Origin of the sequence: Pseudomonas sp. B21-017 (assembly GCF_024749245.1) — a bacterium.
In the GTDB taxonomy this organism is placed as follows: domain Bacteria; phylum Pseudomonadota; class Gammaproteobacteria; order Pseudomonadales; family Pseudomonadaceae; genus Aquipseudomonas.
The window spans coordinates 5,905,195-5,928,075 of record NZ_CP087194.1; the positions used below are offsets into that span (position 1 = coordinate 5,905,195).

Annotated in this window: 20 protein-coding genes and 1 tRNA gene; 16 read left to right on the plus strand and 5 right to left on the minus strand. The window is 58.7% G+C overall.

Annotated features, from left to right (window positions below; all coding sequences use genetic code 11):
- Nucleotides 1-62 precede the first annotated feature (62 nt).
- The 7 genes from apaG (at nucleotide 63) to LOY28_RS26965 (ending at nucleotide 8,228) form a co-directional block, all read left to right on the plus strand.
- Nucleotides 63-443: a Co2+/Mg2+ efflux protein ApaG gene (gene apaG / locus LOY28_RS26935; protein WP_018928850.1), complete on the plus strand. Its 381-nt coding sequence runs from the start codon at nucleotides 63-65 to the stop codon at nucleotides 441-443.
- Complete coding sequence (locus LOY28_RS26940; protein ID WP_018928849.1) at nucleotides 443-1,324, plus strand: symmetrical bis(5'-nucleosyl)-tetraphosphatase; 882 nt, start codon at nucleotides 443-445, stop codon at nucleotides 1,322-1,324. The genes apaG and LOY28_RS26940 overlap by 1 nt, the downstream gene beginning before the upstream one ends.
- A 33-nt stretch (nucleotides 1,325-1,357) precedes the next feature.
- The gene (glpE, locus tag LOY28_RS26945; protein WP_018928848.1) at nucleotides 1,358-1,687 is read left to right on the plus strand and encodes a thiosulfate sulfurtransferase GlpE; all 330 of its coding nucleotides are present in this window, start codon (nucleotides 1,358-1,360) and stop codon (nucleotides 1,685-1,687) included.
- 296 nt (nucleotides 1,688-1,983) lie between these two features.
- Complete coding sequence (locus tag LOY28_RS26950) at nucleotides 1,984-3,906, plus strand: PrkA family serine protein kinase (RefSeq protein WP_007904259.1); 1,923 nt, start codon at nucleotides 1,984-1,986, stop codon at nucleotides 3,904-3,906.
- Nucleotides 3,907-4,109: 203 nt separating this feature from the next.
- Nucleotides 4,110-5,381, plus strand: coding sequence for a YeaH/YhbH family protein (locus tag LOY28_RS26955; protein WP_018928847.1), 1,272 nt, complete (start codon nucleotides 4,110-4,112; stop codon nucleotides 5,379-5,381).
- On the plus strand, nucleotides 5,378-6,940 hold the full coding sequence (locus LOY28_RS26960) for a SpoVR family protein (RefSeq protein ID WP_018928846.1): 1,563 nt from the start codon (nucleotides 5,378-5,380) through the stop codon (nucleotides 6,938-6,940). The genes LOY28_RS26955 and LOY28_RS26960 overlap by 4 nt, the downstream gene beginning before the upstream one ends.
- A 64-nt stretch (nucleotides 6,941-7,004) precedes the next feature.
- Nucleotides 7,005-8,228 (plus strand): multifunctional CCA addition/repair protein, encoded by a 1,224-nt coding sequence (locus LOY28_RS26965; RefSeq protein ID WP_258612746.1) that lies wholly within the window; start codon nucleotides 7,005-7,007, stop codon nucleotides 8,226-8,228.
- A 79-nt stretch (nucleotides 8,229-8,307) separates the two neighbouring features.
- Here LOY28_RS26965 and folK read toward each other — a convergent pair whose 3' ends face one another.
- Both folK and folB read right to left on the minus strand, forming a co-directional pair.
- Entirely contained in the window at nucleotides 8,308-8,826 is a 519-nt protein-coding gene (gene folK / locus LOY28_RS26970; protein ID WP_018928844.1) for a 2-amino-4-hydroxy-6-hydroxymethyldihydropteridine diphosphokinase, read from the minus strand.
- Complete coding sequence (gene folB / locus LOY28_RS26975) at nucleotides 8,817-9,170, minus strand: dihydroneopterin aldolase (protein WP_258612747.1); 354 nt, start codon at nucleotides 9,168-9,170, stop codon at nucleotides 8,817-8,819. The genes folK and folB overlap by 10 nt, the downstream gene beginning before the upstream one ends.
- A gap of 74 nt (nucleotides 9,171-9,244) precedes the next feature.
- On the opposite strand from folB, the gene plsY reads away from it, so the two are divergent.
- Complete coding sequence (plsY, locus tag LOY28_RS26980; protein WP_019650331.1) at nucleotides 9,245-9,814, plus strand: glycerol-3-phosphate 1-O-acyltransferase PlsY; 570 nt, start codon at nucleotides 9,245-9,247, stop codon at nucleotides 9,812-9,814.
- A 23-nt stretch (nucleotides 9,815-9,837) separates the two neighbouring features.
- Here the strand turns inward: plsY and tsaD are convergent, their stop codons facing one another.
- The gene (gene tsaD, locus LOY28_RS26985) at nucleotides 9,838-10,863 is read right to left on the minus strand and encodes a tRNA (adenosine(37)-N6)-threonylcarbamoyltransferase complex transferase subunit TsaD (protein WP_018928841.1); all 1,026 of its coding nucleotides are present in this window, start codon (nucleotides 10,861-10,863) and stop codon (nucleotides 9,838-9,840) included.
- Between the two features lie 199 nt (nucleotides 10,864-11,062).
- Here tsaD and rpsU point away from each other — a divergent pair, with 199 nt between their 5' ends.
- The 7 genes from rpsU (at nucleotide 11,063) to LOY28_RS27020 (ending at nucleotide 20,747) form a co-directional block, all read left to right on the plus strand.
- A complete protein-coding gene (gene rpsU, locus LOY28_RS26990; RefSeq protein WP_002551877.1) occupies nucleotides 11,063-11,278 on the plus strand; it encodes a 30S ribosomal protein S21 in 216 nt (71 codons plus the stop codon).
- A gap of 483 nt (nucleotides 11,279-11,761) precedes the next feature.
- Nucleotides 11,762-13,729, plus strand: a complete 1,968-nt coding sequence (dnaG, locus tag LOY28_RS26995) for a DNA primase (protein ID WP_258612748.1) — start codon at nucleotides 11,762-11,764, stop codon at nucleotides 13,727-13,729.
- 67 nt (nucleotides 13,730-13,796) lie between these two features.
- Nucleotides 13,797-15,644: an RNA polymerase sigma factor RpoD gene (rpoD, locus tag LOY28_RS27000; protein ID WP_007936542.1), complete on the plus strand. Its 1,848-nt coding sequence runs from the start codon at nucleotides 13,797-13,799 to the stop codon at nucleotides 15,642-15,644.
- A gap of 123 nt (nucleotides 15,645-15,767) precedes the next feature.
- Nucleotides 15,768-19,514, plus strand: coding sequence for a bifunctional diguanylate cyclase/phosphodiesterase (locus LOY28_RS27005; RefSeq protein ID WP_018928838.1), 3,747 nt, complete (start codon nucleotides 15,768-15,770; stop codon nucleotides 19,512-19,514).
- Nucleotides 19,515-19,529: 15 nt separating this feature from the next.
- A tRNA-Ile gene (locus tag LOY28_RS27010) sits at nucleotides 19,530-19,606 on the plus strand.
- Nucleotides 19,607-19,993: 387 nt separating this feature from the next.
- Nucleotides 19,994-20,494 carry a hypothetical protein gene (locus LOY28_RS27015; RefSeq protein ID WP_019580724.1) on the plus strand — a complete coding sequence of 167 codons (501 nt, stop codon included), beginning with the start codon at nucleotides 19,994-19,996 and terminating at the stop codon, nucleotides 20,492-20,494.
- A gap of 10 nt (nucleotides 20,495-20,504) precedes the next feature.
- The gene (locus tag LOY28_RS27020) at nucleotides 20,505-20,747 is read left to right on the plus strand and encodes a hypothetical protein (protein ID WP_018928836.1); all 243 of its coding nucleotides are present in this window, start codon (nucleotides 20,505-20,507) and stop codon (nucleotides 20,745-20,747) included.
- A gap of 291 nt (nucleotides 20,748-21,038) precedes the next feature.
- Here the strand turns inward: LOY28_RS27020 and LOY28_RS27025 are convergent, their stop codons facing one another.
- Both LOY28_RS27025 and LOY28_RS27030 read right to left on the minus strand, forming a co-directional pair.
- Nucleotides 21,039-21,203 carry a hypothetical protein gene (locus tag LOY28_RS27025; RefSeq protein ID WP_168206189.1) on the minus strand — a complete coding sequence of 55 codons (165 nt, stop codon included), beginning with the start codon at nucleotides 21,201-21,203 and terminating at the stop codon, nucleotides 21,039-21,041.
- A gap of 238 nt (nucleotides 21,204-21,441) precedes the next feature.
- Nucleotides 21,442-22,086: a peptidase M41 gene (locus LOY28_RS27030; RefSeq protein WP_258612749.1), complete on the minus strand. Its 645-nt coding sequence runs from the start codon at nucleotides 22,084-22,086 to the stop codon at nucleotides 21,442-21,444.
- A 138-nt stretch (nucleotides 22,087-22,224) separates the two neighbouring features.
- Here LOY28_RS27030 and LOY28_RS27035 point away from each other — a divergent pair, with 138 nt between their 5' ends.
- Nucleotides 22,225-22,686: an Lrp/AsnC family transcriptional regulator gene (locus LOY28_RS27035; RefSeq protein ID WP_007980298.1), complete on the plus strand. Its 462-nt coding sequence runs from the start codon at nucleotides 22,225-22,227 to the stop codon at nucleotides 22,684-22,686.
- Nucleotides 22,687-22,881: the final 195 nt, after the last annotated feature.

Sequence of the window (22,881 nt, forward strand, 5' to 3'; positions counted from 1 at the left end):
TGGCCTAGACTGAGTTCTATCAGCTACGCCCCGCGTTCCGCTTCGTTTCTAAGGCCTTTTGCATGTCCGATCCTCGTTACCAGGTCGACGTCAGCGTCGTCACCCGCTATCTGGCAGAACAATCGCAACCCGAGCAAGACCGCTTTGCCTTCGCCTACACCATCACCGTGCAAAACAATGGCCTGCTACCCGCCAGACTGCTTTCACGGCATTGGGTCATCACCGACGGTGACGGCCATGTCGAGGAGGTTCGCGGTGCGGGCGTCGTCGGCCAGCAGCCGTTGATCGAGGTGGGCAAGAGCCACACGTACAGCAGCGGCACCGTCATGACATCCAAGGTCGGCACGATGCAGGGCACCTACCAGATGCTCGCCGAAGACGGTAAGCACTTCGACGCCATCATCGCGCCGTTCCGTCTGGCGGTCCCAGGGGCATTGCACTGATGGCGACGTATGCCGTCGGTGATGTGCAAGGTTGCCTTGAACCGCTCAAATGCCTGCTCGAGCAAGTGGCCTTCGACCCTGCCCGAGATCGCCTGTGGCTGGTGGGTGATCTCGTCAACCGTGGCCCACAGTCGCTGGAAACCCTGCGCTTCCTCTATGGCATCCGCGAGTCGCTGGTATGCGTACTCGGCAACCATGACCTGCACTTGCTGGCCGTCGGGCAAAACATCGAGCGCCTGAAGAAAGCCGATACCTTGCGTGAGATCCTCGAAGCACCCGATAGCGCGGAGCTGCTGGAGTGGGTTCGCCAGCAAAAGCTCATGCACTACGATGAACAACGCGATATCGCCCTGGTCCATGCTGGTATCCCGCCGCAATGGTCGCTGCGCAAAGCCTTGAAGTGCGCCGCCGAAGTCGAAGAAGCCCTTCACGATGACAACCGCTTCGCGCCTTACCTTGACGGCATGTACGGCAACGAGCCGGTGAAATGGAATAGCGACCTCAAAGGCGCCGCCCGCCTGCGAGTCATCACCAACTATTTCACCCGGATGCGTTTTTGCACCAGCGACGGCAAACTCGACCTCAAGGGCAAGGAAGGCATCGACACCGCACCGCCGGGCTATGCACCGTGGTTCGCGCACAAGGAGCGTAAAACCAAAGGCCTGAAGATCATCTTCGGCCATTGGGCGGCGCTCGAAGGCCAGTGCAACGAACCGGGGCTCTTTGCCCTCGACAGCGGTTGCGTCTGGGGTGGTGCCATGACCCTGATGAATGTCGACACCTTCGAGCGCCTGCAATGCAAGTGTGACGCCCATGGCCACCTTCGACCGGCAGTCGCCACCTCTATTCCCGAACAAACGTCAGCCAGCGCCCCGCGCTAGACTGCGCTTTCAGCCGAGCCACAGGAGCCCGCCATGAGCGAATTCAAACGTATCCCCCCAGAACAGGCCCAGGCCCTGCGCGAACAAGGCGCGGTGGTGGTCGATGTCCGCGACCCGGCAACATTTGCCGCACTGCACATCACCGGTTCGAAGCATCTGGATAACCATTCTCTGCATGCTTTCATCCAGGGCGCCGATCTGGATGCACCGACGGTAGTGGTCTGCTATCACGGAAATTCCAGCCAGGGCGCAGCTGCTTATCTGATCAGCCAGGGCTTTTCCGACGTCTACAGCATGGACGGCGGTTTTGAGCTGTGGCGTACGACCTATCCTTCGGAAACGGCGCAAGGCACTTCCGAATAATTATTTTGTAATGCGCAAGCCCCGGCCCCCGTGGGCTCGCGCGATTACAGACGAACGGTCTGCCACAACTAATTACGTATCTTGCCTTTACCTCCCAAATTCCCAACTATCCTTAAGCGCAGGCCATCCAAAACAGGGGAGAGCCGGTACACCGGCGCACGGGTCATCGGGAGTAGCTTTCGGAGTAGTCAGCTCCGGAAGAGTTCTGGGGGGTAAACAGCAACTGCCTGTTCGGTTGCTGCCAGCATCGACTGAGTGATCCGGCGTCGGCTCCACGTATCGAGCGAGGTGACGTCATGAGTATCTTTAGCCACTTCCAACAACGCTTCGAGTCCACGCGCCAGGAAGAACTCTCGCTGCAAGAGTATCTTGAACTGTGCAAAAAGGACCGCAGCGCCTACGTTTCCGCGGCCGAGCGTCTATTGCTGGCCATCGGCGAACCGGAACTGCTCGACACCTCAACCAACTCGAGGCTGTCGCGCATCTTTTCCAACAAGGTGATCCGCCGCTATCCGGCCTTTGAAGACTTCCACGGGATGGAAGAATGCATCGACCAGATCGTGTCGTATTTCCGCCATGCCGCTCAGGGTCTGGAAGAAAAGAAACAGATCCTCTACCTGCTTGGCCCAGTCGGTGGCGGTAAGTCATCTTTGGCCGAAAAGCTCAAACAGCTGATCGAGAAAGTGCCCTTTTACGCAATCAAGGGCTCGCCGGTTTTCGAGTCGCCCCTGGGTCTGTTCAACGCCACTGAAGATGGCGCGATCCTCGAGGAAGACTTCGGCATTCCCCGGCGCTACCTCAACACCATCATGTCGCCATGGGCCACCAAGCGCCTGGCCGAATTCGGCGGCGACATCAGCCAGTTCCGCGTGGTGAAACTCTACCCGTCGATCCTCAACCAGATTGCAGTTGCGAAAACCGAGCCGGGCGATGAAAACAACCAGGACATCTCGGCACTGGTGGGCAAGGTCGATATTCGCAAACTGGAAGAGTTCCCGCAGAACGACGCCGATGCCTACAGCTATTCGGGTGCGCTGTGCCGGGCCAACCAGGGCCTGATGGAATTCGTCGAAATGTTCAAGGCACCGATCAAGGTGCTGCACCCATTGCTGACGGCCACTCAGGAAGGCAACTACAACAGCACCGAAGGCTTGGGGGCAATTCCGTTCACCGGGATTCTGCTGGCCCACTCCAACGAATCGGAATGGCACACTTTCCGGAACAACAAGAACAACGAAGCCTTCATCGACCGGATCTATATCGTCAAAGTGCCGTATTGCCTGCGCGTCAGCGACGAGGTGAAGATCTACGACAAGCTGCTGTTCAACAGCTCGCTGGCCAAGGCCCATTGCGCACCCGACACGCTGAAAATGCTCGCTCAGTTCACCGTGCTCTCGCGCCTTAAAGAGCCGGAAAACTCCAACATCTACTCCAAGATGCGCGTGTATGACGGCGAAAACCTCAAGGACACCGATCCGAAGGCCAAGTCGATCCAGGAATACCGCGATGCAGCAGGTGTCGACGAAGGCATGAACGGTCTGTCGACCCGCTTCGCCTTCAAGATCCTGTCGAAGGTCTTCAACTTCGATCCGCACGAAATCGCCGCCAACCCGGTGCATCTGCTCTACGTGCTGGAACAGCAGATCGAACAGGAACAATTCCAGGCCGAGACCCGCGAACGCTATCTGCGCTTCCTGAAAGAGTACCTGGCGCCGCGTTACATCGAGTTCATCGGCAAGGAGATCCAGACTGCCTATCTCGAGTCTTACAGCGAGTACGGCCAGAACATCTTCGATCGCTATGTGCTGTACGCCGACTTCTGGATTCAGGATCAGGAATACCGCGATCCGGAAACCGGCGAGATCCTCAACCGCGTAGCCCTGAACGAGGAACTGGAGAAAATCGAGAAACCGGCCGGCATCAGCAATCCGAAGGATTTCCGCAACGAAATCGTCAACTTCGTACTGCGCGCCCGTGCCAACAACAACGGCAAAAACCCAACCTGGCTCAGCTACGAAAAACTGCGGGTGGTCATCGAGAAGAAAATGTTCTCCAACACCGAGGACCTTCTGCCGGTCATCAGCTTCAACGCCAAGGCCAGCAAAGAGGACCAGCAGAAGCACAACGACTTCGTCACACGGATGGTCGAGCGGGGCTACACCGACAAACAGGTACGACTGCTGTCCGAGTGGTACTTGCGGGTCAGAAAATCACAGTAACCCGCTGCCGGTCAGACCGGTTGTCGTTAGCCAGAGGCCTGTGTACGCATTTTCTGTTACACAGACCTCTGGGAGGTGTTCGAAAGTCGGTAACGAGGTTCAGGCAGCATCCAGAAGCGCTTGGGGGAGCGTGAACATCCCTCGGCACAGGTCGATGCTGCATAACCGCTCGCCCCTTTCAGGACAGCTTCTAAGGAGCAGTCATGAGCTATGTGATCGACCGACGTCTCAATGGCAAGAACAAGAGCACGGTAAACCGTCAGCGGTTTCTGCGGCGCTACCGTGATCACATCAAAAAGGCCGTCGAAGAGGCGGTAGGCCGGCGTTCCATTACCGATATGGAACACGGCGAGCAAATCAGCATTCCCGGCCGCGACATCGACGAGCCGGTGCTTCACCATGGCCGGGGCGGCAAGCAGACCATCGTGCACCCGGGCAACAAGGAGTTCACCAGCGGCGAGCACATTGCCCGTCCGCCCGGAGGTGGCGGCGGCAGAGGCCCCGGTAAGGCCGGTAACTCGGGTGAAGGGATGGACGAGTTCGTCTTCCAGATCACCCAGGAAGAATTCCTCGAATTCATGTTCGAGGACCTTGAACTGCCTAACCTGGTCAAACGTCACCTGACCGGCACCGACACCTTCAAGACCGTACGCGCGGGCATCAGCAACGAGGGCAACCCGTCACGGATCAACATTATCCGTACGCTGCGCTCGGCCCATGCCCGGCGAATCGCCCTGTCCGGCAGCAGCCGGGCAAAACTGCGCGAAGTCAAAGAGGAGCTCGCCCGGCTTAGACGGGAGGAGCCGGACAACTTCGGCGACATCCAGGAACTCGAAGCGGAAATCGAGAAGCTCAGTGCGCGCATTCACCGAGTGCCATTTCTCGACACCTTTGACCTCAAGTACAACCTGTTGATCAAACAGCCGAACCCGAGCTCCAAAGCAGTGATGTTCTGCCTGATGGACGTGTCCGGCTCCATGACCCAGGCGACCAAGGACATCGCCAAGCGCTTCTTCATCCTGCTGTACCTGTTCCTCAAGCGGAACTACGACAAAATCGACGTTGTGTTCATCCGCCACCACACCAGTGCCCGCGAAGTGGATGAGGAGGAGTTTTTCTACTCCCGGGAAACCGGCGGTACCATCGTTTCCAGCGCCCTTAAACTGATGCAGGAGATCATGGCCGAGCGTTATCCGAGCAATGAGTGGAATATCTATGCCGCCCAGGCGTCCGACGGCGATAACTGGAACGACGACTCGCCGATCTGCCGCGACATTCTGATCAATCAGATCATGCCGTTCGTGCAGTACTACACTTATGTAGAGATTACCCCGCGCGAACACCAGGCCCTGTGGTTCGAGTACGAACGCATCGCCGAAGCCTTCTCTGACACTTTTGCCCAGCAGCAACTGGTCTCGGCCGGGGATATCTATCCGGTCTTCCGTGAACTCTTCCAGCGCAGGTTAGTGACATGACCGCCAAAGAGCAAAAGCGCCAACCCATTTCCACCGGCTCCGAATGGACGTTCGAGCTGATCCAGGCCTACGACCGCGAAATCAGTCGTCTCGCGGCCCGCTATGCGCTCGATACCTACCCCAACCAGATCGAAGTCATCACTGCCGAACAGATGATGGACGCCTACGCCTCTGTGGGCATGCCCCTGGGTTATCACCATTGGTCCTATGGCAAACACTTCCTAAGTACCGAAAAATCCTACAGCCGCGGCCAGATGGGGCTGGCCTACGAGATTGTGATCAACTCGGACCCTTGCATCGCCTATCTGATGGAAGAAAACACCATCTGCATGCAGGCCCTGGTGGTGGCTCACGCCTGCTATGGCCATAACAGCTTCTTCAAGGGCAATTACCTGTTCCGCACCTGGACCGACGCCAGCTCGATCATCGATTACCTGGTGTTCGCCAAGCAGTACATCATGCAGTGCGAAGAACGCCACGGTATCGACGCGGTAGAGGACTTGCTCGATTCCTGCCATGCGCTGATGAATTACGGGGTCGACCGTTACAAACGCCCTTATCCGATTTCCGCCGAAGAAGAACGCCGTCGGCAGAAGGATCGGGAAGAACATCTGCAAAAGCAGATCAACGATTTGTGGCGAACCATTCCAAAAGGCGCGGACAAATTCAGCGACAAGGACAACGCACGCTTCCCCGCCGAGCCTCAGGAAAACATCCTGTATTTCATCGAAAAACACGCCCCGCTGCTGGAGCCATGGCAACGTGAAATCGTGCGGATCGTGCGCAAGATCGCCCAGTATTTTTATCCACAGCGCCAGACACAGGTGATGAACGAAGGCTGGGCCACCTTCTGGCACTACACCTTGATGAACGACTTGTATGACGAAGGCCTGGTCACCGATGGCTTCATGATGGAGTTCCTGACGTCCCATACCAGCGTGGTGTTCCAGCCGGGCTTCGACAGCCCCTACTACAGCGGAATCAACCCCTACACCCTCGGTTTTGCCATGTATCGCGATATCCGGCGGATATGCGAACAGCCTACCGAAGAGGACTACCGCTGGTTCCCGGAAATCGCCGGCACAGACTGGCTGTCCAGCATCAAATTCGCCATGAGCAGCTTCAAGGACGAGAGCTTCATCCTGCAGTACCTGTCACCCAAGGTGATCCGCGACCTGAAGCTGTTCAGCATCCTCGATGACGACCAAAAGGATGATCTGCTGGTTCCGGCGATCCACGACGAAGAGGGCTATAGAACCATCCGCGAAACCCTGGCGGCGCAATACAACCTGGGCAATCGCGAACCCAACATCCAGATCTACAGCATCGACCGGCGCGGGGACCGCTCGCTGACCCTGCGTCACCAGCAGCACGACCGCAAGCCGCTCGGCGATTCCACCGAGGAAGTGCTCAAGCACCTGCATCGGCTCTGGGGCTTCGACATTCACCTGGAAACCCTGCAAGGGGATCAGGTGGTGAAAACCCACCATGTTCCACCCAGAAGCGAACACGGCGAGGGAGACTACGGCCGGCTAGACTTGGCTGTCATTCATCTTTGATCCTGTTTCGGCCTCCGGAAGTTCGACGCAAAGGTTATTCTGTCGGGCTAACGGAGGTTTTTTTATGCAGATTTATAAAGTCGGTGGTGCGGTACGCGATCGCCTGCTGGGCAGGCCTGTCACCGATATCGACTGGGTCGTGGTAGGCGCCACCACCGAAGAAATGCTCGCCAAGGGCTTTCGCCCGGTGGGTGCGGATTTTCCGGTATTTCTTCACCCCAAAAGCGGTGAGGAATACGCCCTCGCCCGCACCGAACGCAAAAGCGGGCGCGGTTACGGCGGCTTCACCTTTCACGCCAGCCCCGAAGTCACGCTCGAAGAAGACCTGATTCGTCGTGACCTGACGATCAACGCCATGGCCGAAGACGATCAGCAGAACCTGACCGACCCCTACCATGGCCAGCGGGATCTCGAGGCTCGCCTGCTTCGTCACGTTTCCCCCGCGTTCGCCGAAGATCCGCTCCGCGTTCTGCGCGTTGCCCGCTTCGCCGCGCGTTATGCAGGACTGGGCTTCACCGTCGCCCCCGAAACACTGGCGCTGATGAGGCAACTCAGCGAATCAGGTGAACTGGAGGCACTGACCGCGGAACGCAGCTGGAAAGAAATCGCCCGTGCGCTGATGGAAGACCAACCCCAGGTGTTCATCCAGGTGCTGCGTGAGTGCGGTGCGCTCAAAGTGCTGATGCCGGAAGTCGATGCGCTGTTCGGTGTACCGCAACCCGAGGCCCATCACCCGGAAATCGACACAGGCGTGCATACCCTGAGCGTGCTGGAGCAAGCGGCACAGCACAAACAGCCGCTGACCGTGCGCTGGGCCTGCCTGCTGCACGACTTGGGCAAAGGACTGACGCCCGAGGAGGAATGGCCCCGCCACATCGCCCACGAGCACAAAGGCCTGAAGCTGATCAAAGCGATCAACGAGCGCTTCAAGGCACCGAAGGATTGTCAGGAATTGGCACTGCTGGTGGGCGAGTATCACACCCATGGCCACCGGGCTCTGGAGCTGAAACCGTCGACCCTGCTGGAGTTGCTGCAGAGTTTCGACGTCTATCGTCGACCTCAGCGCTTTGAGGAGTTTATTGCGGCGTGCGAGATGGACGCTCAAGGGCGCAAAGGCCTGGAGCAGCGAAGTTATCCACAGGCGGATTATTTGCGCGGTGCCGCGACTGCAGCGCGAAGCGTGGCGGTTCAGCCGTTGCTGGAGAAGGGATTCAAGGGGCCGGAATTGGGCGAGGCGATCAAGCGCGAGCGGCTCAAGGCGCTGAAGGCCTACAAAGAAAAAGCATAAGCAAGGGCAAAAGATCGCAGCCTGCGGCAACTCCTACAGAGATCGGCGTAGAAGTTGCCGCAGGCTGCGATCTTTTGCTTTACAGCATATCGGAAGGGGTCAACTGCTCACCGCGCCACTCAAAAGCCACCGGCGCCAACACCTGATCGATCCGCGCCTCGCTCCACAAGGTCGCAAAGCTTTTGCCTACACCCGGATGCACTCTGTCCGGCGCAATCAGCGACAACGGCCACAGCACGAATGCGTTTTTCAGAATCTCTGCCCGCGGCAAGACCAAACCATCGAAATTGCCCACCAGATCGCCGAACAGCAGCACGTCGATATCCAGCGGCAAGCCCTTGCGGTCCGGCGCGTAACGGCCGTTATCCGCTTCGATGAATTTCAGCCGTCGATCCAGCTCCATCAACGGTAGATCGGTATAGGCCGAGACCACAAAGTTGAAAAACGGCCCGCTCTTGATCCCCACCGGCTGGCTTTCGAACACCGCCGAGCAGCGCATATCCACCAGGAAACCCGCCAGGGCGTCCAGGCCAGCCTGCAAATGGGATTCGCGCTCGATGTTGCTACCGAGCCCGAGGTACACCTGAGTCAGCGACATCCGCGCTCGATCTCCACACCCACGCCCTTGGCCGCCGGAACGGCACCTGGCTTGGTCAGCTTGAGGTGCATCCAGGTGATCTTGAACTCACTCATCAGCACTTCTGTCAGACGCTCGGCAAACGTCTCGACCAGCTGGAACTGCGCCTGCTTGGCAAAAACCTGGATGCGTGACGAAACGCTCGCGTAGTCGAGCGCCAGAGTCAGGTCATCACCAGCAGCGGCCGGACGATTGTCCCAGGCGAAGCTCAGATCAAGTCGCAGACACTGTCGGATGCCTCGTTCCCAGTCGTAGGCACCGATCACGGTGTCGACTTCCAGGCCCTCGATAAACACTCTGTCCAAGCACTTCTCTCCGCTGCACGACAAGGGCGCAATGCGCCGTTAGAATCAGGGCGTCCTCGCCCGGAATAGTTAGCATGTTTTGGTCACTGGCGATTTTCGCCTACCTGCTCGGCTCTCTGTCCTTCGCCATTTTGCTCAGCCGCCTGACCGGTAACCCCGATCCGCGAATGAGTGGCTCGGGCAATGCCGGTGCCACCAACATGTTGCGTCTGGCCGGCAAAAAACTCGCCATCCTGACCTTGCTCGGCGACCTCTGCAAAGGCCTGCTGCCAGTGCTGGTCGCAGGTGCAATGGGCCTTTCACTGCAGGAACAGGCCTGGATCGGCGTCTTCGCCGTCATCGGTCACCTGTTTCCACTGTACTTCCGCTTTCGCGGCGGCAAGGGTGTCGCCACCGCGGCCGGCATGCTGTTGGGGCTCTATCCACCCGCTGCGCTGCTGGCGGTCTGTGCCTGGCTGTTGACGTTCTACCTGACCCGCACCAGCTCACTCGCCGCCCTGATTGCCACACCCCTGACCCTGCCGCTGCTCGCCTGGCAAGAACCGGCGGCACTGCTGCCCATGAGCGCGCTCACGGGGCTGATCGTCTGGCGTCATCGCGGCAATCTACGCGACCTGTTTGCCGGGCGCGAACGGCATTTTTAAATACCGCACGTGAGCGCCACTCATCACAGCGCCGACAACTGCTCCATCGGCCAGCGCGCCTGCACGCTGATTGCCAGGCTTTCGTGCTGACCGGCCCGCAAGCGCTGGCAGCCGGCAAACGCAATCATCGCACCGTTGTCGGTGCAGAACTCCGGACGGGCATAAAACACATCGCCCCTCATGTCGCCGAGCATTTTTTCCAGTGACGTACGCAACGCCTTGTTGGCGCTGACGCCACCAGCGATCACCAGACGCTTCATGCCGGCCTGTTTCAGGGCACGCTTGCACTTGATGGTCAAAGTCTCCACCACGGCCTGCTGGAACGCCAGCGAGATGTCGCAACGGGCTTGCTCGCCGTCGTCCCCGGCGCTGACGCATTGCTGCCAGGTGTTCAAGGCGAAGGTTTTCAAACCGCTGAAGCTAAACGCCAGGCCCGGACGATCACACATCGGACGCGGGAAGACGAAACGTCCGTCAACGCCTTGCGCCGCCAGACGAGCGATCTCCGGACCGCCCGGGTAATTGAGGCCCATCATTTTTGCAGTTTTATCGAACGCTTCGCCGGCGGCATCGTCGAGGGTCTCGCCCAAGAGCGTGTACTGACCGATCCCGTCGACCTGAACCAGCTGCGTATGACCGCCCGAGACCAACAAAGCGACGAACGGGAACTCCGGTGGCTGCGGCTCCAGCATCGGCGCCAGCAAGTGACCTTCCATGTGGTGCACGCCCAGGGCCGGGATACCCCAGGCAAAAGCCAGCGCCTGCGCGCAGGAAGCCCCTACCAGCAGGGCTCCGACCAGGCCGGGACCGGCGGTATAAGCGATGGCGTCGATCTCGGTCGGCACGCAGTCGGCCTCCGCCAGCACCTGACGGATCAAGGGCAGCATGCGTTTGACGTGATCGCGCGAAGCCAGCTCCGGCACAACGCCGCCATAAGCGCGATGCAGGTCGATCTGACTGAACAGCGCATCGGCCAACAACCCGCGTTCACTGTCGTAAAGTGCGACACCGGTTTCGTCGCAAGAGGTTTCTAATCCCAGTACTAGCATGGGTTTGCGCCTTGTAGAGGCTGAATTCGAAGGCGCGCATAATAGTCGTCGCGTGATGCCCCGACCAGCGGTTTTCGATCAGAGGCTTTGCATTCCGAGCGATGAGGGGTTAACATCCGCAACCCTTAAAAACCGACGTCTTCAAGTGCTCTTTTGCCGCGAGGATGTTGACCCCGGTAATGAATGAAGGTAGCTCTGGATGCCAGCCGTCAAAGTTAAAGAGAACGAACCCTTCGACGTAGCTCTGCGTCGTTTCAAGCGCTCCTGCGAAAAAGCCGGTGTACTGGCTGAAGTTCGTAGCCGCGAATTTTACGAGAAGCCTACTTCTGAGCGTAAGCGCAAAGCAGCAGCCGCTGTTAAGCGTCACGCCAAGAAAGTACAGCGCGAACAGCGCCGCGCCGTTCGTCTGTACTAATACACAGACGATCGTAGCAAGCTTCTGCCAAGCCCGGCCCTCAGCCGGGCTAATGGCATTTGCGGACAACGCTTGATGCTTCACCGTCAAAGCCGCAGACGCGACCGAGACAAACCTGCTTCACAGCGTCAGACCTGGCTCTTTTGCCAGCGGTGCACGTCTTTTCTGACGAGCCTTTCAAGGCTACTGACGAGCACACCCACTGATTCCTCTCACGACGATCAGCCCAAGGCACCGTCTTGCGTGCCCGCTTATTGAGCTATCCGAGGCCATAGATTGGCCGTCGCCGGACTCAGCGAAACACTTTCGAATAGTCGAATGCTGATTGGTACTAACGTCAGTGGATTTTCGGCAGATACACTTCCCGACAGCGATTACGCAGACGACACCGGTCGAGCCGCACACCCTGCGCGCCTCAAACAACGACCTGCGTTCGGCCGCACTTCGTTTCGGGTCCATTTCAGCGCAGATGACGAGAACGCCATGGCCGGGCTAATTCCCCAGAGCTTCATTGACGACCTTCTGAACCGCACCGACATCGTCGACGTGGTCAGCTCGCGCCTGCAAATGAAAAAGGCCGGCAAGAACTACACCGCCTGCTGCCCGTTTCACAAAGAGAAAACCCCCTCCTTCAGCGTCAGCCCCGACAAACAGTTCTATTACTGCTTCGGTTGCGGCGCTGGCGGTAACGCCCTCGGCTTCATCATGGACCACGACAACCTGGACTTCCCCCAGGCAGTCGAAGAACTGGCCAAAGCCGCCGGCATGGAAATCCCCCGCGAAGAAAGCGGCCGACCGCACAAACCGCGGCAGCCCACCGATTCGCCGCTGTATCCGCTGCTCACCGCTGCCGCCGATTTTTACCGCCAGGCCCTGAAAAGCCATCCGGCGCGCAAAGCGGCCGTGGATTACTTGAAAGGTCGTGGATTGACCGGCGAAATTGCTCGGGATTTCGGCCTCGGATTCGCTCCGCCCGGCTGGGATAATCTGTTCAAGCATCTGAGCAGCGACACCCTGCAGCAAAAGGCCATGATCGATGCCGGCCTGCTGGTGGAGAACGCCGAAACCGGCAAGCGCTATGACCGCTTCCGCGATCGCGTGATGTTCCCGATCCGTGACAGTCGCGGGCGCATCATCGCCTTCGGCGGCCGGGTACTGGGCGACGACAAGCCGAAATACCTGAACTCACCGGAAACCCCGGTTTTCCATAAGGGCCAGGAACTCTATGGCCTTTACGAAGCGCGCAAGAACAACCGCAACCTCGACGAAATCATCGTCGTCGAAGGCTACATGGACGTCATCGCCCTCGCCCAGCAAGGCCTGCGCAATGCTGTGGCAACCCTGGGCACCGCCACCAGCGAAGAGCACTTGAAGCGACTGTTTCGCGTCGTACCCAACGTACTGTTCTGCTTCGACGGCGACCAGGCCGGCCGCAACGCTGCCTGGCGTGCACTGGAAGCGACGTTGCCGAGCCTGCAGGACGGACGGCGCGCACGCTTTCTATTCCTGCCCGAAGGCGAAGACCCGGACACGCTGGTCCGCTCCGAAGGCACTGACGCCTTCCGCGCGCGGATCAATCAGCACGCACAGCCATTGGCCGATTATTTTTTCCAACAGCTGACCGAGGAATCGGACCCGCGCTCGCTTGAAGGCAAGGCCCACATGGCTACCCTCGCCGCGCCACTGATCGACAAGGTTCCGGGCGCCAACCTACGCATTCTGATGCGCCAGCGCCTGACCGAAATTACCGGGCTCAGCGGCGAAGCCGTGAGTCAACTGGTGCTAAGCGCACCTCAGGAAGCACCACCGGCTTACGACCCAGGCATTGATTACGACGCCATGCCCGATTACAGCGACTACCATCAGCCGCAGGCACAAGAGATGTATGTGCCGCAGCAGGAGTGGACGCCGAAAAAACCCGGTGCGGGCGGCAAGAAATGGGACAAGAAACCGTGGGACAAGAACGGCAAACGTGGCGGCGATCGCGATCAACCACGCGCGCCACGAGTACCGGCTGCTGTAGAGCCACCCACCCTGGCCGCCTTGCGCACGTTGCTGCATCACCCGCAATTGGCCGAAAAAGTCGAGGATGCCGGGCACTTTGCGGCCGAAGACCACACTAACACGCAACTGCTGGTCGCCCTGCTCGAAGCCGTACAGAAGAATCCCAAGCTAAACTCATTTCAACTGATTGCGCGTTGGCACGGCACTGAACAGGGCCGACTGCTGAAAGCGCTGGCAGAAAAGGAATGGCTGATTGATGGAGATAACCTTGAACAACAGTTTTTCGACACCATTACTAGCTTGTCAGCCCGCCAACGCGAGCGAAATCTGGAACAACTTCTTCGAAAAGCGCGTCAAAGTGAGTTGAGTGCCGAAGAGAAAAATCAACTGCGCGACCTTTTAAGCCGCAATGTTTGCGCATCAAACCCGACCTCAACTGGCGCGTGAGGTCATAGCTCAGGTATAATCCTCGGCTTGTTTTTTGCCCGCCAAGACCTTCAGTGGATAGGGTGTTATGTCCGGAAAAGCGCAACAGCAGTCTCGTATCAAAGAGTTGATCACACTTGGTCGTGAGCAGGGCTACCTGACTTACGCGGAGGTCAACGACCACCTGCCGGAGGATATTTCAGATCCGGAACAGGTGGAAGACATCATCCGCATGATCAATGACATGGGGATCAACGTATTCGAGGTTGCGCCAGATAAGGATTCCCTTATGCTGGCCGACGCCGATACCGACGAAGCCGCGGCCGAAGAGGCAGCAGCAGCGTTGGCAGCGGTCGAGACCGACATTGGTCGCACCACCGACCCAGTGCGCATGTACATGCGTGAAATGGGTACGGTAGAGCTCCTCACACGTGAAGGCGAAATCGAAATCGCCAAGCGTATTGAAGAGGGCATCCGCGAAGTGATGGGCGCAATCGCGCACTTCCCTGGCACGGTTGACCATATTCTCTCCGAGTACACTCGCGTCACCACCGAAGGTGGCCGCCTGTCCGACGTCCTGAGCGGTTATATCGACCCGGACGACGGCATTGCGCCGCCTGCAGCCGAAGTGCCGCCGCCTGTCGACCCGAAAGCCGTGAAAGCGGACGACGACACCGACGACGATGACGCCGAAGCAAGCGATGACGAAGAAGAAGCCGAAAGCGGTCCGGATCCGGTCATCGCCGCACAGCGTTTTGGCGCTGTCGCCGATCAGATGGAAATCACCCGCAAGGCGCTGAAAAAGCACGGTCGCTACAACAAGGCTGCGATTGCCGAGCTGTTGGCCCTGGCTGAGCTGTTCATGCCGATCAAACTGGTGCCGAAGCAATTCGAAGGCCTGGTCGAGCGTGTTCGCAGCGCCCTGGATCGTCTGCGTCAGCAAGAGCGCGCGATCATGCAATTGTGCGTTCGTGATGCCCGCATGCCGCGTGCCGACTTCCTGCGCCAGTTCCCGGGCAATGAAGTCGACGAAAGCTGGAGCGATGCACTGGCCAAAGGCAAAAGCAAATACGCTGAAGCCATTGGTCGCCTACAACCGGACATCATTCGTTGCCAGCAGAAGCTGACCGCGCTGGAAACCGAAACCGGTTTGACGATCGCCGAGATCAAGGACATCAACCGTCGCATGTCGATCGGTGAGGCCAAGGCCCGCCGCGCGAAGAAAGAGATGGTCGAAGCGAACTTGCGTCTGGTGATCTCCATCGCCAAGAAGTACACCAACCGTGGCCTGCAGTTCCTCGATCTGATCCAGGAAGGCAACATTGGCTTGATGAAAGCGGTAGACAAGTTCGAATACCGCCGCGGCTACAAATTCTCGACTTATGCCACCTGGTGGATCCGTCAGGCGATCACTCGCTCGATCGCCGACCAGGCCCGCACCATCCGTATTCCGGTGCACATGATCGAGACGATCAACAAGCTCAACCGTATTTCCCGGCAGATGTTGCAGGAAATGGGTCGCGAACCGACCCCGGAAGAGCTGGGCGAACGCATGGAAATGCCTGAGGACAAGATCCGCAAGGTATTGAAGATCGCTAAAGAGCCGATCTCCATGGAAACCCCGATCGGTGATGACGAAGACTCCCATCTGGGTGACTTCATCGAAGACTCGACCATGCAGTCGCCAATCGATGTCGCCACCGTTGAGAGCCTTAAAGAAGCGACTCGCGAAGTCCTGTCCGGCCTCACTGCCCGTGAAGCCAAGGTTTTGCGCATGCGTTTCGGTATCGACATGAATACCGACCACACCCTCGAGGAGGTTGGTAAGCAGTTCGACGTGACCCGTGAACGGATTCGTCAGATCGAAGCCAAGGCGCTGCGCAAGCTGCGCCACCCGACGAGAAGCGAGCATTTGCGCTCCTTCCTCGACGAGTGATCACAGAACCCCCGGCCCAGGCCGGGGGTTTTGCTTTATGCAGATTAAATGCCCCGCACGTCCCACCCGCCGAATAGCCCGTCTACACTCGAAGCATTCCCCCAAAGCCATAACGAGACCGTTATGCCCAGATGGTCGACCGTGCTTTTTTTGCTGTCGCTGATGACCTGGACCGCAACGGCTGGCGCGCTGACTCTGACCGACGAAGAACGTAGCTGGCTGGCGGCTCACCCGGAATTGCGCCTGGGCGTCGATGCCTCCTGGCCGCCGTTTGAGTTTCGCGACGATCATGGGCGTTATCAGGGCCTGGCAGCGGACTATATCAACGTCATCCGGCAACGGCTGGCCATCAAACTCACGCCCATCGAACCGGTCAGCTGGACCGAAGTGCTGCAGCAGGCCAAACAAGGCAAGCTAGACATCTTGCCGGGCATCATGTCGACCCCCGAGCGCCAGACCTATCTGTCGTTCACCCGCCCCTACCTCGATTTTCCGATTGTCATTCTGGCCCACGTCGGAGGCCCCCAACCGCGCAAACTCAAAGATCTGTACGGACTGAAGATCGCCGTGGTGGAAAACTACGCCCCCCATGAACTGTTGCGCACCCAACATCCCGACCTGAATCTGGTGGCGATGCCCAATGTCAGTTCGGCATTGCAAGCGCTGGCTACTGACGAAGTGGACGCGGTCGTGGGCGATCTCGCCTCCAGTGTCTGGAGCCTGCGCCAGCTCAAGCTCGAAGGGCTCTACGTCAGCGGTGAGACGCCCTACCGCTATCAATTGGCGATGGCCGTCCCCCCGAACAATAAGCTGCTGGTCAGTATCCTGGACAAAGTCCTGGCAGACATGAGCCCGAGTGAAATCAGTGCCATCCAGGAACATTGGGTCGGTAACGTCCTGGACCATCGGACCTTCTGGTCCGACGTACTGATTTACGGCCTGCCAGGACTATTGGCACTGATGATCGTGCTGGCAGTGGTGATCCGGATCAATCGCCGACTGAGTTCGGAAATTGCCCGCAGGGTCGACCTGGAACAGGAGCTGCGCAGCAGCGAATACCATTACCGCGGGCTGGTGGAGAGTCTTTCAGCCATCGCCTGGGAAGCGCAGATCAGCGATTACACCTACAGTTACGTGTCGCCCCACGCCCAGGACCTCCTCGGTTATCCCCTGTCCCATTGGCTGATTCCGGGCTTCTGGCGCAACATCATCCACCCCGCGGACCTCACTCGGGCCCAGGCGTTCTGCGACCGTGAAGTGGCGGCCGGGCGCGATCACAGCGTCGATTACCGGGTCATCACCGCTGATGGCCGTTGCCTGTGGGTCCGCGATATCGTCAGCCTGATCGAACATGGCCGTGAACCGGTCCTGCGCGGGCTGATGATCGATATCAGCGAAGCCAAACGCACCGAAGAGGCGCTGCGCCTGTCGGAACAGAAGTTCGCCTCAGTGTTCCAGCAATGCCCGGATATTCTGGTGATCGCACGGCTTTCCGATGGCTGCCTGCTGGAAGTCAACGAAGCGTTCGAGGAACAGATCGGCCTCAAGGCCGAAGACGTCATAGGCCAGACGGCCACCGACCTGAACATCTGGGGCGTTCCTGGCGTGGGACCGGGTTTGCTGCAGCGATTGCAGGCCGGCAGTATCCGCAACCTGGAGATGCCCTTTCGCCGCAACAATGGCCAGGTGTTTACCGGCCTGATCTCTGCCGAGCCTTTCGACCTCGACACGACCCCGGCCCTGGTGGTCGTCGTACGAGACATCAGTCAGCTCAAGGAAACCCAGCAACAGCTGCAAACCTCCGAAGAGAAATTCGCCAAGGCCTTCCACGCCTCCCCCGACGGCTTGCTGCTGTCCCGGCAGAGCGACGGCTTGCTGCTGGAGGTCAACGAAGGTTTCAGCCGTATAACCGGGTTCAACAGTGCGATGTCGGTAGATCGGTCGGCGCTGGACCTGGGGATCTGGGTCAATCTCAACGAGCGCAAACAGATGCTCGAATTGCTGCACCGGGATGGTTTCGTCCGCGATTTCAGTTGCCACATCCGCCGCAAGGACGGGCAGATCCGGCTCTGCGAAGTTTCAAGCCGACCGCTGCCCATCGGCGATGAAGACTGCATGCTGACCATCGCCCGGGACATTACCGAGCGGCACCTGATGCAGGAAAAACTGCAACAGGCCGCCACCGTGTTCGAAAGCACCGCCGAGGGCGTCTTGATCACCGACACCCAACAGCACATCAGCGCGGTCAATCGGGCATTCACCGAAATCACCGGCTACAGCGAGACCGAAGCACTGGGCCACACCCCTCGCCTGCTCGCCTCGGGCCTGCACGACAGCGCCTTCTATGCTGCGATGTGGCATCAACTGACCGCCGAAGGTCATTGGCAAGGCGAGATTTCCAACCGGCGCAAGAACGGCGAGCTCTACCCGAGCTGGCTGACCATCAGCGCCGTGCGCAACCGGGACAAACTCATCACCCACTTTGTCGCGGTGTTCGCGGACATTTCCAGCCTCAAGCATGCGCAAGCCAAACTCGACTACCAGGCGCACCACGATCCGCTGACCGGCCTGCCGAATCGCACACTGTTCGAAAGCCGCCTGCTGACCGCGCTGAACAACCAGCAGGAAAACGGTGGCCAAGGCGCCGTGCTATTCCTGGACCTGGACCGTTTCAAACACATCAACGACAGCCTCGGTCACCCGGTCGGCGACCTGCTGCTCAAAGGCATCGCCGTACGCCTCAAGGAGCAGTTGCGCGATATCGATACCGTGGCGCGGCTGGGTGGCGACGAATTCATCATCCTGCTCCCCGGCCTGCAACAGGCCAGCGATGCCGACAACATTGCCACCAAGCTGCTCAATTGCTTCAGCGCCCCTTTCCAGGCCGGCGAGCACGAGTTTTTCATCAGCGCCAGCATCGGCACCAGCCTGTATCCCAAGGACGGCTGCGACGTTGCCACGCTGGTCAAGAACGCCGATGCCGCGATGTATCGCTCCAAGGCCAAGGGCCGTAACCGGGTTGAAAGCTACACCCGCGACCTCACCGCCCAGGCCAGCGAACGCGTGGCACTGGAGCATGAACTGCGACGCGCCATCGAGCGCAATGAGCTGTTTTTGTACTACCAACCCAAAATCAGCCTCAAGGATCATCGGCTGGTCGGTGCCGAAGCGCTGATTCGCTGGCATCACCCGACCTTTGGCGATGTGCCCCCCGAGCACTTCATTCCCCTGGCCGAAGAAAACGGCATGATCCTGCAAATCGGTGATTGGGTATTGGAGACTGCCTGCCAGCAGATGTACGAGTGGAATCAGGTCTATGAGTGCCTCGGCCCACTCTCGGTCAACCTGGCGGGCGCTCAATTACGCCAGCCGAACCTGCTCGGCCGGATCGAGCAATTGCTCAAGGACAACCGCCTCAAACCTGATTTTCTGCAACTGGAGATTACCGAAAACTTCATCATGAGCCAGGCCGAAGAAGCGCTGACGGTCCTGCACCAACTCAAACGCCTGGGCGTGCAGCTGGCGATCGACGATTTCGGCACCGGTTATTCGTCCCTGAGCTACCTCAAACGCCTGCCGCTGGACATCCTCAAGATCGACCAGTCCTTCGTCCGCGGCTTGCCGGACGACCCGCACGACGCGGCGATTGTCCGCGCAATCATCGCCCTGGGCCGCAGCATGCAATTCACCGTCATCGCCGAAGGCGTCGAAACCCATGCCCAGCAACAATTCCTCACCACCGAAGGCTGCGAACAGATCCAGGGCTACATCGTCAGCCTGCCACTTTCCCCCGACGAATTCGCCGCGACGTTTCTTCGTATAACCGTATCGGATTTTTCGGATAGCACAGCCGAGAAACCATCGCTATAATCCGCGGCCTACTGAGGGCCTATAGCTCAGTTGGTTAGAGCAGAGGACTCATAATCCTTTGGTCCACGGTTCAAGTCCGTGTGGGCCCACCAACTCCAAAGCCGCGCATTGCGCGGCTTTCGCGTTTCTGGCTGGTCCACCACAGATACAGTCCCAGGGTCCAAGGGTACAATTTAGGTACAGTGCTGGTTCGCCAGCCGCCAAGGCGCTTCAAGGAGGTGCCTTGGCCTACAGGTCATCCTCTGGATTGCGCAACAGCCGCAACTCACCGCGTGCAACCTCATCCGGCACCGCGAAGGAGTACCGTCCCAGAGCCGTCGCTGTTGCCGCTGACCGAAAACTGACCTTGCGGGGGTGCGGTAGCTGGCGATGAGACCCGTGCAGACGTCAAATTCCCCGGGGCCTCACATCAAAGACGGTTTGCATCTTAGTCACCGCTTGTAGAAAATCATCGTCTTTTTGCACGAATGGATACGCGCATGAAGTTCGAGAAGACCACGCAGTACAGGTCCGAGGAAGGGATCGTCTTCAATCTGTCTCAAATCACCCTCATGGAAAGCGACCGAGGTCGCCTGCGCGAGCTGCACTTTGGCGAAGCAAAACGCGCCCATTACCAAGTCAACAGCATAGTCGTCGATATGTACGACCGAATGCAGGCTCGAAACCTGCCATGCCTGCTGACAGTCTGCATTTCCAATCCCCTCACCCGGCAGCAGGCCGATGCTATCAGCACTATGCGCGGCAACGTCGCCAAGGGAATTGCTGCGGCCTCAGGTGGCGTTGCCGGGAAGGTAGGTGCGTTGGGCGGGCCGCTCATTGGCTGGGCTTCAGGTGCAGTCGTGACGACAGGTGTCAACTGGTACCTCAAAGGGGCCCTGCCGAACCTGCATGCAGGTGACGTGCTGGTCAGCATCGAGGGAGAGGTCCATGGCGGGATTGGCCCACAGCGCTCTGTCGTGACGCTGGTCATCAAGGTCTGAGGAACTGCACATGCCCTACATCATGCAAACTATCGTCCTTCTGGTGCTGGGCGCGATCCTCGTTCAGTTTCTGAAACCGTACCCGCTGCGCAAGTGGCTGGGTTTGACGCTGCTAGCAACGGGCTTGGTCAGCATCTTCAAGGTTGGTGAGCAGCAGGTGCTGGGCTTTGACCTGGAACTGCTAGCACTGCTGGCCGTGCCGCTGGGCGTGGTGCTTTTCCTGACGCGGCGGCGGTTCACGGAGGGGGACTGAAGCCCTGGCACGATTTCTCGGTGCCGTCTCTGACCCAAAATCATATGGGACAACAGTCGATCAACAGCGCGTTGATCGATGATCTTAGCGTTGGACCTTGCCGGCGGATTGGGGGTTACTTTGAACATACTGGTAACTCCTAACGTTGGTTAGATGCCGCCAAAATCACTGCTAAATGATCGGTGGCGGCTGTAACGCAGGCCAGGTGCAGTCGGAAATGTGTAATGCCACATTGACCAGCCTTGCCAACTCTGCGGGCGCGGCCTAATTCTGATCCTAGACAGCACGGATCTAGCGCACATGAAAGGTCACCTGGGCCAGCGCGGCGCCGAGCCCGAACGGCAGTAGTATCGCTCGGGTCGCGGTGGGGGCCGGGCTACGCATGTCTTCAGCCAAAGCAGCCACGTCTCGGTGCAACTGTTCAATGCTGGCTTGAGTCGTGGGAGGTAAGGACATACAGCGTCTTCCTGTCGGGATCAGATCGCGCCTTGTGCGCGGCTCCGAGGCGGGTCGTGCGTCATTTTTCCTGCCTGTCGTCTAGGTTATATTTTGCGCGGACGGCGGGTTATCGGATGACGTCCGCCAAGGTTGTAGGCAAACTCCGAGAATTGCGTAATGGGCGCATTTGGGCACTTTGCCGCCTTGTTGGGCTTTTTTTCGACGGGATACTCTCCGGACGTCGCTGCCAATCAGCTTACGTCCAAACACCCAATGAGGGGATCGCCTGCACCGGCTGCAACCGCTCAAGCACTTCCCCCGTCAACACAACCTCATACGTATCCGCCGGCCGCCCCCACTGCTCCACAATGACCATGCGCTCTACCAGAAGCCCTGCCAGTCCAGTAATCGTCTCGGCCAATTCCTCTACGATTTCTTGAGTGCGCAACCACAAGCGATCATTAATTTCTGTCAGCTCAGCAATGATGCGATCAGACGACGCTGGATCCGTATCGGGATAGGCGATATTTCGAAGCAAGTACCGCAATTCTCTTATTTTTGCGTGATCCTGTTCCGCTCCAAACTCTCCGTTCAGGATGGCTGCCGCTTTCGACTTATGGACGCGTTTCTCGGGCGAGTGCTTTGCAGGCAAGGTCTGCGCCATGGCGCCAGCGAAGAGGACCATTATCCGGGCTTCCAAATGTTCCTTCATGGCTTCGAGCGACGAAATGGACCGCGTCAAGGTAATGGAGGCCCCGCCATGATGCGTCAGGCCCATGGTCACTTTCAGGGTCACATCACCCGTTTCAAAACCCAGGGCTCGGGCTACGACGTAATGCCCCATTTCGTGATTGGCAATCTGCAGTGCATAGTCGCGCAGAGCCGCAGGCATGCTCTTCATTTCGATCCCCTCGCTTCACAGCCCCTGGTTGCGCATTCGACTACGAGTGACAATTTGTGTCCATCCAATTAACCCGTTGAGGGCATGGACTGCCTGTAATATGCCAGCCCATTGCTCTGTACCGCTGGAGATGCCCCTTTGCCTGACACTCGCCCGCCCGTTCTCGACGAAATCGACCGCCAATTGATCGCCGCCTTGCAGATCAATGCCCGTGAAAGTGTGGCCATGCTTGCCCGGCAACTGGGCATCGCCCGGACCACCGTTACTTCGCGCCTGGCCCGGTTGGAAAAGGCCAAGGTGATCACCGGTTACGGTGTGCGACTGGGTCAGCGTGTGGTGGATGGCGGATTGCAGGCTTACGTCGGGATTACGGTGCAACCGAGGTCTGGCAAGGAAGTGCTGCGACGACTTAGCGCCATGGCTCAGGTGCAGCAGCTGTGTGCGGTGAGTGGCGAGTTTGATTATGTGGCGTGGTTGCGCACCGATTCGCCGGAGCAGCTGGATCAGTTGCTGGATCAGATCGGCAGTGTGGATGGGGTGGAGAAGACGACGACTTCGATCATCCTGAGCAGCAAGATTGATCGGGGGCAGCCGGTTTGAGGCCTTCGGTGTCTGGTCGGGACTCTTCGCGGGCAAGTCGGATCGCTGCACTGCTCACACCGACAATATGTAGTGATACATCGTCATATTGATAAAACAATTAGCAAAACGACGACACATTGCGTCTTATTAACGTGCTCTACGCTCTCTAGAATGGCTGCCATCTTTTCCTATACTCAGACGCGCATCCTGCGT

Bases quoted from the DNA above. Each gene is read 5' to 3' on its own strand.
- LOY28_RS26940 (WP_018928849.1), top strand. From the start codon at position 443: ATGGCGACGTATGCCGTCGGTGATGTGCAAGGTTGCCTTGAACCGCTC.
- LOY28_RS26950 (WP_007904259.1), top strand. From the start codon at position 1,984: ATGAGTATCTTTAGCCACTTCCAACAACGCTTCGAGTCCACGCGCCAG.
- folK (WP_018928844.1), bottom strand. From the start codon at position 8,826: ATGTCGCTGACTCAGGTGTACCTCGGGCTCGGTAGCAACATCGAGCGC.
- LOY28_RS27030 (WP_258612749.1), bottom strand. From the start codon at position 22,086: ATGAAGAGCATGCCTGCGGCTCTGCGCGACTATGCACTGCAGATTGCC.
- rpoD (WP_007936542.1), top strand. From the start codon at position 13,797: ATGTCCGGAAAAGCGCAACAGCAGTCTCGTATCAAAGAGTTGATCACA.
- LOY28_RS27020 (WP_018928836.1), top strand. From the start codon at position 20,505: ATGCCCTACATCATGCAAACTATCGTCCTTCTGGTGCTGGGCGCGATC.
- LOY28_RS27025 (WP_168206189.1), bottom strand. From the start codon at position 21,203: ATGTCCTTACCTCCCACGACTCAAGCCAGCATTGAACAGTTGCACCGA.
- tsaD (WP_018928841.1), bottom strand. From the start codon at position 10,863: ATGCTAGTACTGGGATTAGAAACCTCTTGCGACGAAACCGGTGTCGCA.
- LOY28_RS26960 (WP_018928846.1), top strand. From the start codon at position 5,378: ATGACCGCCAAAGAGCAAAAGCGCCAACCCATTTCCACCGGCTCCGAA.
- LOY28_RS26955 (WP_018928847.1), top strand. From the start codon at position 4,110: ATGAGCTATGTGATCGACCGACGTCTCAATGGCAAGAACAAGAGCACG.
- LOY28_RS26965 (WP_258612746.1), top strand. From the start codon at position 7,005: ATGCAGATTTATAAAGTCGGTGGTGCGGTACGCGATCGCCTGCTGGGC.
- dnaG (WP_258612748.1), top strand. From the start codon at position 11,762: ATGGCCGGGCTAATTCCCCAGAGCTTCATTGACGACCTTCTGAACCGC.
- rpsU (WP_002551877.1), top strand. From the start codon at position 11,063: ATGCCAGCCGTCAAAGTTAAAGAGAACGAACCCTTCGACGTAGCTCTG.
- LOY28_RS27015 (WP_019580724.1), top strand. From the start codon at position 19,994: ATGAAGTTCGAGAAGACCACGCAGTACAGGTCCGAGGAAGGGATCGTC.
- LOY28_RS27005 (WP_018928838.1), top strand. From the start codon at position 15,768: ATGCCCAGATGGTCGACCGTGCTTTTTTTGCTGTCGCTGATGACCTGG.
- apaG (WP_018928850.1), top strand. From the start codon at position 63: ATGTCCGATCCTCGTTACCAGGTCGACGTCAGCGTCGTCACCCGCTAT.
- plsY (WP_019650331.1), top strand. From the start codon at position 9,245: ATGTTTTGGTCACTGGCGATTTTCGCCTACCTGCTCGGCTCTCTGTCC.
- glpE (WP_018928848.1), top strand. From the start codon at position 1,358: ATGAGCGAATTCAAACGTATCCCCCCAGAACAGGCCCAGGCCCTGCGC.